Origin of the sequence: Ferribacterium limneticum, from assembly GCF_020510625.1 — a bacterium.
Taxonomy (GTDB): Bacteria; Pseudomonadota; Gammaproteobacteria; order Burkholderiales; family Rhodocyclaceae; genus Azonexus; species Azonexus limneticus_A.
In genome coordinates this window covers 649198-666163 of sequence record NZ_CP075191.1, presented here as the reverse complement: position 1 = coordinate 666163, position 16966 = coordinate 649198, and the positions used below count along the sequence as shown (strand labels likewise).

Below are 16966 nucleotides of genomic sequence, written 5' to 3'. Positions count from 1 at the left end.
GTGTTGTGGGCGTAAGTGGGTGGTGAAGGTCTTGCCGCCTTCGCTGCGCGTTTCGCTGAGCAGGTTACCGCGTGTGTCGTAGGCGTAGATGGTGCTGCCGGCAGGATCGGTTTTCTGGCACAGCCGGCCGATGCCGTTCGGGCAGCCGGTATCCCAGATCAGGGTCTGGGTCTTGCCGCTACTGGCGGATACCTGCGTCAGCCGGTTCAGGGCATCGTAGCCATAACTCACTGTCACGCCCCGCGCATCCTTGCGGGTCAGCAGGTTGCCGGCGGCATTGAAGCTGGCGTCCACGTTGCCGCGATCAGCCGAGCTTTCTTTCAGGGTGTTGCCCAGGCCGTCGATGTCGAAGCTGGTCACCGCGCCGTTCGGGGCGGTCAGGCGGGTGAGCTGGTCGAGGCGGTCGTATGCGATGAGCGTGGGTTTGGCGCTGCCGTTCTCGGGGTCGGTGCGTTTGACCGGGCGGCCCAGCGGGTCGATGTCGTCGCTGGTGGTGTCGCCCTTGGCGGTGATGCGGTAGCGGGGTTCGCCGTTGGCGGTGTAGCCGAGGGTGTGCGGCGGACTGTTGCCTTCGATTTCGTCTTTCAGGCGACCGAGGGCGTCGAAGACGCGGCTGACTTGCCGGGCCGGTGAGCCGTCGGCGTTGCGGTAGTCTTCCTGGAGGCGGTGGCCGGCGGCGTCGAGGGTGTAGCTGACGCTGTGCCCGGCGCTGTCGCTCAGGCCGGTGAGACGGTGGGCCGGGTCGTGCACGAGCGTCGGGTTATTTGAAAATTCGGGGATTTTTCCGGTTGACCGTGGGTAAGAGGCAATTGCTGCGGTCGACCGGGAAAAATGGCTGAAATTGGAAGGATATGTCCTCTTGATTTTTTGCCGACACGTTTTTTCGGTTTGTCCGCATTTTCCCCATGTTTAGTAACTACTGTGCTTCGAGCTCCTAATTTCTGGTTGAATAAACCAAACAAAGACCCCATCGGCAGCCGGTTCAAATCGTATGGATTGGTAAGCCTCAAGGCTCTCCTCATGGTAGTACGCCAATAAAATGAGTCTCTTGGCTACCAAGAGAACGAAAAGCATCAATGCCAAATCCACTGCGAAGCGCAGAGTGCCTGGCTTGGCCAAACGGGAATTTATTTCTCTCTGCACCAACCACCGATACAAAGCTCCGCGAAACCGCCCGAGTTTGAGTCGCACAGTGCGGCCATTTTTTGCCTCATCCGCGTAGGCAGGAATCTGCTGGTAAGCCAATTCAAAGTAGCCAATTTTTTCCATTTTGCTCATCTTTCGTCACGGTTAACCATCGCCCCAGTCCGTCCAGTTTGACCCGGTGGGGTTGCTGATGCGTCGGCAAGCTTGGTACTTCAACCAAGCTTTAGCAAGGCACAGTGCTTGTGCACCTAAACTACCGTCACCACAACTTGACCGGCAACGCTCCTTGTCTTCGCTGAATCTTGCCTCGCAGTCCAAGGGGTTTTTCGGTGCTGGCCACGAGGGTTGTCGAACCTCAGCTTGTGTATCTTTAAAGGGATCAAAGCTCCCTATCGGGCCATGTCCAGGCGGATATACGATTTTTCCACCCTGGCTACTTGCAGCAATTACTGCGCCACCTACCGCGACAATGGCCGCACCTATGGCTATAGGGTTACGGCCATCTGGATCAGAAAATCTCAGCGGATTCTGATTCGCGTAGGCGTAAGGGTTTGGCCCCGCCTCCAACCCCAGTGGGTCCGGACTAATGTAGCCGATCCGCGGACTGTAATACCGATGCCAGTTGTAATGCAGCCCACTCTCCCGGTCAAAGTACTGCCCCGGAAACCGGATGTTCAGCGTCAATTTCTTCCCGTCGCCATCCACATCCTCGTTCGGCTGCGTCCGCCCATAGCCGTCCGGTTCCCAGCGCCAGACGATCTTGCCGTCCAGCGTTCTGACCTGATAAGGCGTACCCAAGTGGTCGACCTGGATGGTGTAGACCGTCCGTTGCGGTTGATGGACGATGATCCCGGTCAGGATGTCGCCATTCCAGACGTAGGTCATCAGGGCTTCGCCCGATCCGCCCATCTCGGCGAGCAACCGGCCGTCCGGCAAGTAAATGTAGAAGGTCGTCGTCGCCCCTTGTGGGGCGGCGGCAGTGGTCACCTTGCGCGTGCGTCGGTGGCGGTCATCGTAGTAGTAGGTAGCGATCAGCGTGTTGTCGGCCTTGCGTAGTTCAGTCAGATCACCGAAGTCGTCCCAGACATATTTGTACGTGCCGTCAGCGGTCAGGTTGCCGGCCGCGTCCAACGTGACGCTGACCCCGTTGATGGTCGCCACCCGGTCGGTGTTGGGGGTAAAGGTCGCCGTGGTGCCGGCCCCGTCACTCGTCCGATTGCCGTTGGGGTCGTAGGCGTGGTCACGGTTGCCGGGTGGGCCGGCCTCGGTGTCGAGGCGGTCGAGTTTGTCGTAGGTGTAGGCCGTCGTGCCGCCGGCCGTGGTTTTGCTGATCACGTTGCCGTTGGCGTCGTAGTCGAGATCGAGGTCGGCGGCTTGGGCGGGCGGCACGGCCAGGAAGAGCGTCAGGATGCAGGCGACGAACAGGGAAAGCGTTGCCCCAGCCTGCCGGCGCCGGGTCAGGCCGAACAGGGTGGCGCCGAGGACGGCCAGGGCCCAACCGGGGAGCGGGACATCGCCGTTGCTGTCGTTCGCGGCATTGCTCGGGGTGGCACTCACCGTGTCGGCCCGCCCGGCGCTGTCGTAGTTCACCGTCAGCCAGGTCAGGCCGAGTTGCTGGGCGGTGATTTGCCCGGTGGCGCTGTAGGCGATGGCGCTGGCGATGGCTGTGGTGGTGCCGCCGCCGGTGGCGCTCAGGGTTTGGGTCTTGCCGCCGGGGTCGAGCGTCGGGACGAGGGTTTCGCCGGTCGGGGCGAGGACGTCGGTGGGACGGTCGGCGGCGTTGTGGGCGGTGGTGGTGGTGAAGCTGCGCCCGCCTTCGCTACGCGTCTCGCTGAGCAGATTGCCCCGCGCATCGTAGGCGTAGGTGGTGGTGCCTGCGCCATCGGTTTTCTGGCAGAGGCGGCCAATGCCGTTCGGACAGCCCGCATCCCAGGTGTAGCGAATGATTTGACCGTTGCTGGTAGAGACTTGCGTCAGCCGGTTCAGGGCATCGTAGGTCTGGGTGACGGTCAGCCCCCGGGCATCCTTTCTGGTTAGTGCATTGCCGGCGGCATCGAAGGTGCTGTCCACACTGCCGCGGTCGGCCGAGCTTTCTTTCCAGACGTTGCCCAGGCCGTCGATGTCAAAGGCGGTGACGGCGCCGTTCGGAGCGGTCAGTCGGGTGAGTTGGTCGAGCCGGTCGTAGGCCATCAGCGTCGGCTGGGCGCTGCCGTTCTCGGGGTCGGTGCGCTTGACCGGGCGGCCCAGCGGGTCGATGTCGTCGGTGGTGGTGTCGCCCTTGGCGGTGATGCGGTAGCGGGGTTCGCCGTTGGCGGTGTAGCCGAGGGTGTGCGGCGGACTGTTGCCTTCGATTTCGTCTTTCAGGCGACCGAGGGCGTCGAAGACGCGGCTGACTTGCCGGGCCGGGCTGCCGTCGGCGTTGCGGTAGTCTTCCTGGAGGCGGTGGCCGACGGGGTCGAGGGTGTAGTGCACGCCCCGCCCGGCGCTGTCGACGATCGCGGTGAGACGGTGGGCGGCGTCGTGGGTGTAACTCACCCCGCTACCGTCCGGGTAGCTGACTTGGGCAAGGCCGCCCCAGGGGGTGTAGTCGTAGGTGGTGGTCTGGCCGGCCACGCTACGCGTCTTGAGCCAGCCGCGCGGGGTGTAGCTCAGCGTGGTGACGGTGCCATTGGGGTCGGTGATCGACAGCGGCCGGCCGTTGAGGTCGTAGGCGGTGTAGCGGGTGAGATGACCGAGGGCATTGGTGACGGTGGCGATGTTGCCGCGCTTGCCGAGGTCGGGATCGTCGGCGGCGTAGTACGTGGTGGTGGTGACATCGGCCACGTCGGTGCGCGGGCCGTTGGCGGTGAGGACTTGGCCGTAGGTGTCGTAGGTGTAACTCCAGGAGCGGGGACTGCCGGTCACCATGGTGGAGAGGCCGGCGCCGCCGGTAAGGTCGGTGGTGGCTTGTTCGCTCTGGCTGCAGACGACGCCGATGGGCTGGGTGCCGCCGGAGAGGCTGGGGACGATGGCTGTTTGCGGGGCGCAGTACCCTCCGTTGTCGCCGTTGTAGATCCAGGTGGTGAGTTTCTTTGGTTCGGCAATCTTGACCGGCAACCGCCAGTACGGGTGCCACTGGGTGGTGATCGTGCGCTGTTCCGGCTTGCCGGCAGCTTCAACCCGTTGCGTTTCGAGGTTGCGCGTCAGGTCGTAGGTGTAGGTGGTGGTGTTGCCGTTGAAATCGGTGCGGGTCGCCACGTTGCCGTTGGTGTCGTAGGTGATGGCACTGGAGGCCGGGCCACAGCCGCTGCCGCCGGGTTGGGAAACGCCGGTGTTCTTGACGACGCCGAGAATGGTCTGGAAGTTGTAGGTGCGTTGCGTACCGAGCGGATCGGAAACTACCGTGTTGTTGGCGCCGAAGTTGAGCCCGTACGATTCGACATTCCCCGCCAGTATTTCGCCGATAGCCCGCCCCGTGCTGTCGTACGTGTAGGTGATGTAGCGGATGCCGTTCTCGTCGGTGATGCCGGTCAAAATATGTGGCAGGTTGGTGTTGGAAGTGTTGGCCTGCTCGTTGTAATGGTATGTGCGAACCTTATTGTCGGGGAAGGTAACGCTTTTTAGGTTTCGGTTGGCATCATAGGTGTAGCGGAATATCCCTCCAGCAGGGTTAGTGATCATCACGATTTGAAGCGAGGTGTCATAGCCAAAGTGGAGAGAGCGGCCGTTCGCGTCGGTCAGCCGGATCACCAAACCGGACGGGAGAACGACCGTTGTCGCATTGCCGTCGACATCCAGCACATACCCACCGTTTGTGCCGACTGAGCCATCGCTATAGGTCAGGGTTTGGATCTGTTTTTGACGGTCGGTGATGGAGAGCAGTCTGCCCTTGGCATTGTAGGATTCAAGCTTGTCGTCGGCGGCCCGTAATATCCAGCCCAGGGTGGTATCCGAGGTATTCGTCAGGCGCACCAACCTCTCCGGCACGTCGCCGTCAGCGATCCACTGATTACCGTTCCATGAAAATTTTAGCGCCCGGTTTTCGATGCCGTTGACCTGAGTCTCGTAGTAAGTGACAGGCGTAACTGAATTCTGAATGCCGGTACGCCAGTTATAGCCAATCCGGCTGAGGAAATCCGCGCGGCCGTTGTATACCCGAGAGATCTTCAGTGGAAAAAGTCCGCTGCCGACATAGTCTGTCTCGGACAAGTACTTGTTTCCGCTAGCAATACCAATAGGGTTTGGCGTGGAAACACACGTTGGGCCTAGATTCTTGGGACTAATTGGAAGACAACTCAAATTTGACGCGTATGTTCCAGAATCACAGACGCAAACCCCATTGACGAGGCTGCTGCTAGCAGGGCAAGCGGTTACGAGTCTTCGCTCCGTCCCCATCGTCGCGTTGACGTTAAAAACCAGCATGCACTCCGGATAATCTCCCGGAGTCAGCAAGTATCCGCTTGCTATATTTGACGCTGGATTAGCCCTGCACATTTGCATATTGATGTAGGCCTTCATTAGCGCTATGCACGCTTCGGCCGGATCGGCTTTTACTCCACCGCTAACTTCCCCCCAGTTGCCATTGGTGCCGGGATTCAAGACTGAACAGCAACTGTCATTGCCGCAGTATTGGGTACTGTAGTACTCGAATGAAATCGGATAAGGCACGCTCCCGTCCGCATTTGCCAGAAAGGAGCAGATCAAGAGAAAGGGGCACAGCATCACCAGAAACAGCCGCCGTTTCGATAGACTTAATTCGGTTGTGAAGCTAGAGGTACTCATTGGTTCAGGAGAGTGTCAAAAGCAAAGTTCGGAAATCGTTGACATCACAGATATATCTCGATACTGCTAAGCCCCTCTTTTGAATACAAGCCGAGCATCGTTCCTCAATGATAGGAGCCACGTCTACCGACTGACACTCTGCACAATTTATATGACGTTCGTATTTCAACAACAAAATCGGGGACAGGTACCAATTTGTCCAAGATATGTGTTTTCCACATTCAACAGGACGAGCAGCGAATCGGTTGGATATCTTTTTGTATCGAGAGGGCATGGGCGGGAGAATATCTATTGTCGGCAATTGCCAAACGGCCCGAATGGCAAGTCATAGGTCCAACTTTTAGTGCATTGCCATCACTCCGCCAATCTCATCCAAAGCAGGCTTCCTCTATCCACAGCAGAGTCGATCGTCGAACGAGGGGCTACCGCATCAGTCCGGCCGCCCAGGCCTCCGCCGCAGGCCGGACAATTTCAATCCACGGTCCGGGGTAGATGCCGATGGCGACAATCATCACGATCAGCGCCACCAGCACCGCCCATTCACGTGGCCGCAGGTCAGTTGCCTGCGCCACATTCTCCCGTTCGACCGGGCCAAAGAAGGCCTTGCGGTAGAGCGCCAGGAAGCCGCCGGCGGCGATGGACAGCCCGAACAGGGCGGCCATGCCGGCGCCGGTATGGCTATGCAGCGCGGCGATGATGAGCAGGAACTCACCCGGAAAGCTGCTGGTGCCCGGCATACCGACGCCAGCCAGACCACAGATCAGGAAACCGGTGGCGAGCAGCGGCATCGTTTTGGCAGCACCGCCGAGCGCATGGATGTCGGTCGACCCGGTGCGCTGGCGCAGGAATTCGAGCAACACGAACGCCCCGCCGGTTGCCACCGAGAAACTGAGCAACAAGGACACCGCCCCCTGCGCCCCCTGCGCCGTGTAGGAAGCCAGGCCAAGCACCGCCAGGCCGACGTGACAGATGCTGGCGTAGGCGAGGCCGACGCGCAGGTTGCTCTGGGCCAGGATACCGACCGCCCCATACAGGATGGCTACCGTCCCCAGACCGGCCAGCAGCCAGTGCAGGTCGAGCGCGGCTTCCGGTGCCAGCGGCACGGCAAAGCGGATCAGGCCGAAGGCCCCGAGTTTCAGGCCAACCAGCAACGCCGTCAGCGAACCGGGCGCAGCCAGTGAAAATTGCGGTAGCCAGGTGTGCATCGGCACCAGCGGCACCTTGACGCCAAAGCCGATCAGGCACAGCAGGAAGACCACCGTCTGGGTCGAACGCGGCAGGGGTACGGCCAGCAGGGCCATCAGATCGAAGGTCGGCACCGACTGGCTGGTGGCGAGAATGACGAAAGCCAGCAACAGCGGAATGCCGCCGGCCAGCATGATCAGGAAATAGCGGGTAGCCGCCGCGGCAGCGCCGGCCGTCACGCCCCAGCGGCCAAGCAGGAAGTAGAGCGGGACCAGCGTCAGTTCCCAGAAGACGAAAAACAGCACCGTATCGAGCGCGCAGAAAATGCCCAGGGTCGCCGTCTGAAGCAGGAGCAACAGGCTGTAATGCAGGCGTGGCGCATCGTGCACCGCATTCCAGCTGGCCACCAGCGAGCCGAGGAAGAGCAAGGCGGTAGCCGGCAGGAAGAGCACCGAAATGCCGTCGACCCCGAGCAGATAATGGACATTCAGGCTGGCAATCCATGACGCCCGTTCAACCAGCTGGAAGCGCGCCCCCGGCGGGTCGTAGGCGATCAGCGCCGCGACGCCGAGGGCCAGGGTGACGATCATGGTCAGCGCCACCACCTGGCGCGTCGCCCGCACCGGCAGCAGCCAGATGACAAGCGCCCCGGCCAGGGGCAGAAAAACCAGCAGGGAGAGCAGCGGCAAGCTCATCGGACGAACCTCGCTGCCGCTGCCTGGCTGGCCGTTTCGGTCAGATACAGCCAGGGCTCGGTGAAGAAACCGATGGCCAGCATGGCGGCCAGCGCAATGCCGCAGACGAGATATTCCATGGGCAAGGTCTTGTCGACATCGTGGCCGCCCGCCCTGGCCTGCGACAGGAAAGCCTTCTGGAAAGCCCAGAGCAGGAAGCCGGCGGCGGCGACGTTGCCAAGCGCCGTGGCGACGGTGGACAGCGCGCCGAACTGGTCGATCGAGGCTTCGAGAATCAGGTGGGCGGCATCGAAGCCCGGCGTCCCCGGCATGCCGACAATGGCCAGGCCGAAGATCAGGAAGGCGATGGCGAGAAAGGGAATACGCTCGAACAGGCCGGACAACTCGTGCAGTTCGGTCGTTCCGGTACGCCGGAAGACGAAGCCGACGATGAACCACATGCCGGTCACCGCCAGCCCGAAGTTGGCGGCCAGCAACATGCTGCCCTGGATGCCCGACTCATGCAGACTGAACAGGCCGATGACCAGCAGGCTGGTATGGCTGACCACGGCAAAGGCGAGCAGGCGGCGCAGGTTGGTCTGCTGGAAGGCGAGCACCGCCGTAAAGAAAACGCCGGCCATGGCGAAACCGACGACATAGGGCTGCCAGTACTGGACCGCCGCCGGGGTGAGCGGCAGCACGAAACGCAGCATGCCGTAGATGCCGACCTTGACGCCGACCATCAACGCCGGGGCGACAGCGATCAGGCCATGCTGCGCCATGTTGGGCAGCCAGCCATGCAGCGGGAAAAGCGGTGTGCGCACGGCCAGCCCGTAGAACAGCAGGTAGAAGGCCGCCGACTGGAACTTGCCGACCGGAATGGCGCCGACCAGATCGAACAGGTCAAAACTCCAGCGCCCGCCGGTGGCTTCGGCATGCCCCCAGCCAAGCACCAGGCAACCGGCCGCGAACAGAGCCCAGCCGAAAGCCTGATACTGGACGAAGCGGGCCAGCGCCTGTATTTCGGCCCGCGAGGAAGCCCAACGGCGCAGCAGATAGACCACCGCCCACAACTCCAGCCCCGAGAAGGCGGCGAACCAGGCGACATTGACCGTTAGCAGCATGCCGACCAGCCCTGCCTCGGCCAGCAAGAGCACGGCAAACAGCCGGCCCGGCGAGATCATGCCGCGACTCATGCCGTACAGCGTCATCAGGAAAGTGAGCAAGGCGGCGACCAGCAGGAAAAGCAGGCTCAGCCCGTCGACCGCCACGTGGTAGGCGAGCGGCGCAAAGCGCTCGGCCAGTTGCAGCGATGGCGACAGGGGATTGATATGGCTGACGGCAACGATGGCCAGCGCCAGCTCGGCCAGCGCGAAGACCTTGCCGGCGATCACTGCCGTGGCCCGCTCCTTGAAGGCAAACACCACCGCCGCGCCGAACAGCGGCAACAGTTGCAGCAGCAGAAGCAAGGGCAGGCCGGCCTGCTCGTACCAGAAGATTTCACTGAGCGAGTTCATGGCGCTGCCCATCAGAGGATCACCACAAAAGTGGCCATCACCGCCATCATCAGATAGCGCGGCTGTTCGAGCAGATGCTCCAGCGTCCGCAGGTAGGCGCCGGCCCGGTGCATCAGTTTTTCCGCCATGCCCCCCTTGCCGCGCAGCAACAGGCGATATTCGATGTGTTGCAGGGCGTCGGAAGCGGCGGCCAGCACTCGGCCCGGCAAGCCATCGGCCACTACCAGCGGCCGATCGGCATGGACGGCCTTGCCCTGCCCCGGCTGGCCGATGGCGTGGTCGATGAAATGCTCCTCTAGGGCGCGCACATCGCGGGCAAAGGAGGCCGTCGGTTCGACGAGCAGGGTATGCGACAGCTTGTCGAGCCAGAAGCGTTGCAGGGCAACGGTATAGAGCAACTGGTTATGGCGCAGCCAGGCCGGCGGCGGAGGCGGACGGTCGCGGGTGATCGCCAGCCACGAGGGCGCGAGAAGGAATTGCCAGATGCGCCAGGCGGCATGCAGGCAGAGATGAACCAGCGCCAGTGTCGTCCAGCCCAGCCCGATGGCGACGAACATCAGCGAGACCTGGAAGAGCACGGCGAAAATCAGCGCCGACTTGACGTCGGTCTGCACCAGGCCGCACAACCAGGCGTAGATTGCCGTCAGCAGGCCGGCGACGACCAGGCCGAACATCACATCCGGCACCTGTACCAGCAGCGGCTCAAGACGCAGCATCAGATAAACGCCGGCATGCACCATCACCGCGCCGTAGAAGATCGCCGACGACGGCGTCGGCCCTTCCAGCGCCCGGGTGATCCAGGCCGAGAACGGCAGTTGTGCCGACTTGGCCAGCGCTGCGATGACAAAACCAATGACCAGCAGGCGGTCGTTGACCACGCTCAGTTGTGAGGCCTGCGACAGCGCCGTCCATTCGAAGCCGCCCAGCCAGGTGGCAGCCAGCCCCAGCCCGAGCAGGAAGCCGGCATCGCCGCCGCGATTGGTGACGAAGGCGAACAGCGCGTTGCCGGTAGCGACCGGCCGATGCCAGGAATAGCCGATGAGCAGGAAGGAGGCGACGCCGCACATCTCCCAGCCGACAAAGGCAAGCAGGCCGTTGCCGGCGAGCAGCACGAACTGGATACCGGCCAGGAAAAAGCTGAGCACGATAAAGAAACGATGGAAGCCGGCCTCGCGATGCAGGTAGTTGGCCGAAAAACGGGTGACCAGCCAGCCGATCAGCGCGGTCAGCGTGCCCAGCGTCAAGGACAGCGGGTCGAGCATGAAGGAGAAGGTGGCCTCCCAGTTGCCGGTGCCAAACCAGTGGCCGATGATGCGATGCCCCGGCGCATGATCGATCAGCGCCAGCCCATCGATGGCGAGCAGCAACAGCAGCCCGCCGAAGGCAGCCAGCGAAGACAGCCGGGCGGTCAGCGGTTCGGCCGCATCGCCGCTGGCTCGGCCGAGCAGGACCCGGGCGCCGTTGATGACCACGGCCAGCAGCGGCAGGACGGGGACCAGCCAGATCCAGTCGGGGAGTTTTTCGAGCATGAGCACTATTGGGGCTCCTTGAAACTCGCTATCGTCGGAAGCGCGGCCCCACCAAGAATAATCGCCGGTGCCAATGGCTCCGACTCGCCGGCAAACCAGTCGGCCGAGCGTGCCACCTGCGGCAGCACCGCCGAGCCTGACCACGGCAGCCAGCCGCGACGCGGGCAGTACTGCGCAATCGCGCCGCTTGCAGGATCTTTGGCCGCAACGACGATCCATTCGTTGTTGATCAGCTCCTGCAGCGGCGGCTGGCGCTCGAGGATGCTACCCAGCACTTCGGGGGTCTGTTCGACAACAACCAGCAGGCGCATCGGCTCGTGGATTTCGACCATCTGCCAGGGCAGGCCGGTGCGCAGATCGGAATCGGCGCCTTCCATCACCCCGAACAGGCCGGTGATGTTGTGGGTAATTTTCGAGCCGCAGCCGAAACGCTCGTTATCGACGGTCGAAAAATAGTACTCGAGGGCGATGCCCGCACCGACCGGTCCGGCGGCGAGCAGGATGTCTTCGACAATGCGCCCGTCGTCATCACCGACCGGATCGTAGGAAATCAGGAAGACCCGACGGTCAAGAAACAGGCCGCGACTCATCTGGCGGCGTCCAATGAAGGCGGCGGCATTGGTCGCATGTCCCAACTCCGGCCGGGCCTGCGAAATGTCGTTGGCGCGGCCGATCATGTGCTGGCGCGCCTTCCACGGCAGGGGCCGCAGCGGGGCCGAAGCCAGCCGGCGGCAACGCTCGGCGGCATGGGCCCGGCAGGCCTCGGCCATCTGGCCGAGCAGTCGTTCCAGCGCCGGCTGAAAGTGTTCGGGCACGCTGTCGAGGTCATACCACTCGATCCCGTCGTCGCAGGTATTGTGTTCCGCTGCGACAAACCAGGTGCTATCGGGAATGACCAGGCCACGCCCGGCCAGCCCGGCGCGTACCGCTGGCCGGTTGGCCATCGCCGCGAAAACCCGGGCATTCGGGCCGCCATGCTTGCCGGAACAGGCGCCGCAATCATAGGCCGACAGATGCGGGTTGTTTCGACTGCCCGAACCATGACCGAACATCAGGACCAGCGGTGCAAAGCCGGCGGTCAGGCCGATCATGCGCAGGAAGGCTTCGACCCGCTCGATCTGCTCGGCATCGGTCAAACCGAGCTGTGGCGCTTCCGGCGTGGCCGCCACCGCCGCCCCGGCCGTCAACCCCATGCGAGTCGGCACCCGGCCGTCGTATTGTTCTTGCCAGCGCCGCAGCGTTTCGCCAAACCAGCCAGGGGCCAGGGTGACCGCCGCCAGCGAAGCCAGCGCCGGCAGTGCGCCGAGCGCCGTCAGCACCGGGCCAGCCACGGCGCGGCGGCGGGTGGCCTGATAGAGACGCTCACGCCAGCGCAGCCTTTTTTCCCGGCGGGCCGCATGGCCGGCCAGCGCCTCTTCCGCCCCGGCCGCCGGCAGTTCGCGCACCAGCTGCGTTGGCTGCACGACCACCGGACAAAGCGCGGTCTTGCCGGCATCGTCCACTCCCTGCCAAAACATTGGCACGCCGAAAAAGCCTGCTGCACCGTAAGTTGCGATATCGGGCGCGATCTCCTCAAGGTGGCGGCGGGTGCCTTCCTCACGGTCATCCATGCACATGACGACCTGGGCCGATGGCGCAGCCGGCGACGCCTGGCGCGGATGATTGGCCGTCAGTGCGGAGAAAAGCTGTTCGCGGTAATGGCGCTCATAGGCGAGCAGCCAGATCTGGCCGCGCTGCAAGGCTGTCAGGCTGGCGGCACAGGATTGCAGGGCAGCCAGGTCGTCACCGCTCAGTGTTGCCAGATCGGCCGGCAGCAAGCCCAGTTGCCGGCTCAAAGCGGCCATTTGCCAGGCAGCAGTAGCGGCGCGCAGACCAGCCAATGCGGGTGCCAGCGCGGCGGCCAGATGCCGCCATTCATCGACGTCGACATGGCCGGTCCGGCCCAGTTGCACCAGATGCGCCGCCCGCCCCTGCAATTCCTCGGGCAGGCCGGGCGCGTGCAACGCATCGCGAACCAGAAATTCCTCGGGCCGCGCCGCGTAATACGCGTGCAACTCCGCCAGCCCCATTGGCGAACCGGTCAGGCGGCGCAGCAGATCGTCGGTCAACAGGCGTTCCAGCAGAACGCGCACGGCCAGGTAGTCGAGCATGGCTACCGGCGTACCGTCGCCGCGACCGGGGTTACGGTCGCGCCACAGAAACATGCCGGACCAGCCGGGCAATTCGAGACTCAGGCGTTCCAGATAGCCGTACCACAGGCTTTGGTCAGGCATCAGCCTGGGCAATTCCTCGAGCAGCACTTCGAGCGGGTTGTCCGGCACATGCTGGATTTCGTCGCGCACATTGGGCAACTCATCCATTTCCCAGGTCAGATCGAGCCCCGCACTGGCCCGCCAGGCGGCAAAGAAGCCCAGCCCCTGCGCCGGGTTGCGCCAGGCGGCAACGCCGAGATCGAGATGGGCGGCGAGATGGCGCTGCAGGATGCTGCGCCCCCACTCGAGCACATCCTCGCCGCTCAGGTGTTCAAGCAGGGCGCGCCAGGTCCATGTCTGGCCGACGCGGCCGCACAGTTCATCCCAGCGTGCAAGCGCCTGCTGCTGCCAGCTTCCGGCCGCCAGACCGTCTGGCTCAGTCGGGCTCTGGCGATAGAAATGGTCGAATAGCGGATCGTCGCCCAGCGCCGTCTCGCGGAGCAGCCAGGCCAGCCGGCTGGCATCGGGAGCCTCCCGACCGGCCTTCAGACTGGCCAGCAGAATGTCGCGCCGGGTCAGGTTACGGACCACCGGCCCATCGAGATCGGCCACCCCGAAACCATCCAGCGCCGCAACCAGGTCTTCGGCGTTGATCCGCCCGCTGGCCAGGCATTCGCGAAAACGCGATTCCGGCCAGTAAGTCGTCACCCCGGACAAGGCCTGCGCAGCGGCCAGCGCTTCGGCAAACGGCAGGTGCTGGAAGCCATGCAGGGTGTTGTGATGGACGAAATCGCGAATCGGCGCCTGGGCCGGCAGCACGTGGGTCAGATGCTCAATCCAGTGAGCCAGTCGTTCGCGGATGGGCAATTCGGACTCGGCGCGCATATCAGCCCTCGAACAATCCGGCCACCCGGCCAACGCTGCCGGCAATCAGTTCAAGCAGGGGCGCCGGCCACAGGCCAAGAACCAGAATACTCACGGCCAGCAGGCCGGCGCACACCGTTTCGGTCCGGGTCATGTCAGGCAGATCCATCGTCTTGCCACGCAGACAGAGGCGGCCGATCACCCGCAAGCTGTAGGCGGCGCCGATCAGCATGGCCAGCCCGAGCAGCAGCACCCAGGCGCCCCAGCGCAGATAACCGCCAACCAGCGCATGCAGCTCGGCGATGAAGCCGGCGCTGCCCGGCAGACCAATGGCGGCGAGCAAGCCGAAAGCGGTGAAGAAGGCAAAACGTGGCGCCTTGCCGAGCAGCGAACCGTAATCGGCCAGATCGCGGCTGTGCGTGCGCTGGTAAAGCAGGCCGACGATCAGGAACAGCGTGCCGGCCGTCAGGCCATGCGCCACCATCTGCACCACCGCTCCGGTCAGGCCGGTGACGTTGAGCGTGGCGATCCCCAGCAAGACGACGCCCATGTGTGAAATCGACGAATAGGCGACCATCGCCTTCAGATCCTGCTGCCGCCAGGCCAGGATGCCGCCGTAGAGCAGGCTGATGAAAGCCAGGATGGCCAGCCAGTCCTGCGTCGCCAGCAAGGCGGCAGGCAAGGTTTCGGCCGCCCGGATCAGGCCATAGGCGCCCATCTTGAGCAGCACCCCGGAGAGCAGGATGGAGACTGGGCTGGGCGCCTCGACGTGGGCCAGCGGCAGCCAGCCATGCAAGGGGAAGACCGGCATCTTGACGCCGAAACCGATGAACAGGCCGGCGAAAATCAGCAGTTGCGTGTTCAACGGCAAACCGCGCCCGCCTTCGGCCATGTCGGCCATGGCGAAACTGTGACCGGGCGCCGCGTCATAGAGAAAGAGCAGCGCGACCAGCATGAAGACCGAGCCGCCCAGCGTATACAGAAAGAAGTTGAGCGCCGCCCGCTGGCGGTTCGGCCCGCCCAGGCGGTCGATCAGGAAGAACAGCGGCAGCAGCGTCGCTTCCCAGAAAACATAGAACAGCGACCAGTCGCGCGCCGTGAACACCCCGAACATCGCCGACTCAAGGAGCAGCACCAGCATGAAATAGAGCCGCGCCCCCTGCTCCATGCGCCGCGACACCAGCACCGCGATCAGCGAGAGCAGGGCCGCCAGCAGGACCATGGCCAGCGAAATGCCATCAACGCCCAAGGCAAAATAGGAACCGAGCCGGACATTCCAGGCCCGGCTCTCGAACATCTGGATCGCCGCCCCGGCCGGCTCGAACTGGGCGGCCAGCCAGAGCGCATAGCCGAGCGAGGCCAAGGCAAAAGCCATCGCCATCTGCCACAGAGGCAGGGCGCGACGCACCGGCAACATTGCCAGCAGGATGGCCCCCACCACCGGCAAGAAAACCAGCACCTTCAGCATGACCCGGCCCCTCCGCCAGTCTGCTCGGCAATCGTTATTTTCATAGCCGGATTATGCCAGCGCACCGGGCTTTCCGGACAAGCCTTGCCAGGGCAGAAACAGTCGGGGAAGGCATGCTCATTGGTTTGACACGACCTGCCCGCTTGGTTAAATTGCATAACTCCCCCCAACCTCAAAACCGATCACGATAAGGAGTCCCCCATGGCCGTTCTCGTTGGCAAGCAAGCCCCGGATTTCACCGCCACCGCCGTTTATGGCAACAACGAAATCAAGGAACTGAAGCTTTCCTCCTTCAAGGGCAAGCCTGTCGTCCTGTTTTTCTACCCGCTCGATTTCACCTTTGTCTGCCCGTCGGAACTGATCGCCTTCGATCATCGCCTGTGCGAATTCCAGCAACGCGGCGTCGAAGTCATCGGCGTCTCGATCGACTCCCAGTTCACCCACCTGGCGTGGAAGAACACCGCCGTCAAGGAAGGCGGCATCGGCCAGGTCGGCTACCCGCTGGTTGCTGACGTCAAGCACGAAATCTGCCGCGCCTACGACGTCGAGCTCGAAGCCGCCGGCGTTGCCCTGCGCGGATCCTTCCTTATTGACAAAAATGGCACCGTCATGCACCAGGTTGTCAATATGCTGCCGCTCGGCCGCAACATCGACGAAATGCTGCGCATGGTCGATGCCCTGCAGTTCTTCGAAGAACACGGTGAAGTCTGTCCGGCCGGCTGGAACAAGGGCAAACCGGGCATGGTCGCCTCGACGGAAGGCGTCGCCGCCTACCTGGCCAAGAACGCCAAGAAGCTGTAATTCCCCGCCCCGCGGCCCGGAACATGGGCTGAAGCGCAGAAAAAACCCGGCCATATCTTCGCCGGGTTTTTTTCGTTGTCATTTCTCCGAAGAACAGGATAAAATTTGGAGAATTTGTAATTTCATCAGAGACAATCGATCATGGCAGAACCAGAATACCTCAGTACCCGGCAAGCCGCCCTGCGTCTGGGCGTTTCCCTTGGCACTGTACAAAACATGGTGGAAAACGGCGCCCTCGAAGCCTGGAAGACCGCCGGCGGCCATCGCCGCATCCCGGTCGCTTCGGTCGAGGCCCTGCTCGCCCGTCGCCGCAACCTGACGCCCAGCGCGCAAGAGAGCGGCGGCCAGCTCGACATCCTGGTCGCGGAAGATGACCAGACGCTGCAAATGCTTTACCAGATGACCTTTGATAGCTGGGGCCTGCCGATCAAGCTGCGCATCGTCGCCAACGGCTTCGACGGCCTGCTGCAGGTCGGCCAGCGCGTTCCTGACATCCTGATCGCCGACCTGATGATGCCGGGCATGGATGGTTTCGAAATGATCCGCCGCCTGCGCGCCAATAACGATCTGGCGCGAATGGACATCATCGTGGTCAGCGCCATCGACAGCGAGGAAACCAAGAAGCGCGGCCTGCCGTCCGACATCACGATTTTCGGCAAGCCGATTCCCTTCCACGAAATCAAGGGCTTCCTGCTCGGCCGTCTGGCAGCACGCCAGCGCAGCGCCTGATCTGCACCAATGATTTAGCGAATGAAAAAGGCCCGGATTCAATCCGGGCCTTTTCTTTTTCAAACACTGGATCACACCACGCCAAAACCATTGTGCGCTA

10 protein-coding genes are annotated in these 16966 nt (G+C 62.9%); 3 read left to right on the top strand and 7 right to left on the bottom strand.

Annotated features, from left to right (window positions below):
* The first annotated feature begins 15 nt into the window (after nucleotides 1-15).
* A complete protein-coding gene (locus KI617_RS20590) occupies nucleotides 16-633 on the top strand; it encodes a hypothetical protein (protein ID WP_264180046.1) in 618 nt (205 codons plus the stop codon).
* 276 nt (nucleotides 634-909) lie between these two features.
* On the opposite strand, the gene KI617_RS03105 is transcribed toward KI617_RS20590, so the two are convergent.
* From KI617_RS03105 to KI617_RS03075, 7 genes are all read right to left on the bottom strand, one after another.
* Nucleotides 910-1278 carry a hypothetical protein gene (locus KI617_RS03105; RefSeq protein ID WP_226450515.1) on the bottom strand — a complete coding sequence of 123 codons (369 nt, stop codon included), beginning with the start codon at nucleotides 1276-1278 and terminating at the stop codon, nucleotides 910-912.
* 12 nt (nucleotides 1279-1290) lie between these two features.
* Nucleotides 1291-5334: an RHS repeat-associated core domain-containing protein gene (locus tag KI617_RS03100; protein ID WP_404826776.1), complete on the bottom strand. Its 4044-nt coding sequence runs from the start codon at nucleotides 5332-5334 to the stop codon at nucleotides 1291-1293.
* Nucleotides 5335-6329: 995 nt separating this feature from the next.
* Nucleotides 6330-7787, bottom strand: coding sequence for a complex I subunit 4 family protein (locus KI617_RS03095; RefSeq protein WP_226450513.1), 1458 nt, complete (start codon nucleotides 7785-7787; stop codon nucleotides 6330-6332).
* On the bottom strand, nucleotides 7784-9283 hold the full coding sequence (locus KI617_RS03090; RefSeq protein WP_226450511.1) for a complex I subunit 4 family protein: 1500 nt from the start codon (nucleotides 9281-9283) through the stop codon (nucleotides 7784-7786). The genes KI617_RS03095 and KI617_RS03090 overlap by 4 nt, the downstream gene beginning before the upstream one ends.
* Before the next feature lie 11 nt (nucleotides 9284-9294).
* Nucleotides 9295-10812 carry a proton-conducting transporter transmembrane domain-containing protein gene (locus tag KI617_RS03085; RefSeq protein WP_226450509.1) on the bottom strand — a complete coding sequence of 506 codons (1518 nt, stop codon included), beginning with the start codon at nucleotides 10810-10812 and terminating at the stop codon, nucleotides 9295-9297.
* Nucleotides 10813-10817: 5 nt separating this feature from the next.
* Nucleotides 10818-13889, bottom strand: coding sequence for a DUF2309 domain-containing protein (locus KI617_RS03080; protein WP_226450507.1), 3072 nt, complete (start codon nucleotides 13887-13889; stop codon nucleotides 10818-10820).
* Nucleotide 13890: 1 nt separating this feature from the next.
* Nucleotides 13891-15336 carry a complex I subunit 4 family protein gene (locus KI617_RS03075; protein WP_226450505.1) on the bottom strand — a complete coding sequence of 482 codons (1446 nt, stop codon included), beginning with the start codon at nucleotides 15334-15336 and terminating at the stop codon, nucleotides 13891-13893.
* Between the two features lie 201 nt (nucleotides 15337-15537).
* On the opposite strand from KI617_RS03075, the gene KI617_RS03070 reads away from it, so the two are divergent.
* Nucleotides 15538-16137 (top strand): peroxiredoxin, encoded by a 600-nt coding sequence (locus tag KI617_RS03070; protein ID WP_226450503.1) that lies wholly within the window; start codon nucleotides 15538-15540, stop codon nucleotides 16135-16137.
* 141 nt (nucleotides 16138-16278) lie between these two features.
* Nucleotides 16279-16866 carry a response regulator gene (locus KI617_RS03065; protein ID WP_226450501.1) on the top strand — a complete coding sequence of 196 codons (588 nt, stop codon included), beginning with the start codon at nucleotides 16279-16281 and terminating at the stop codon, nucleotides 16864-16866.
* Nucleotides 16867-16966: the final 100 nt, after the last annotated feature.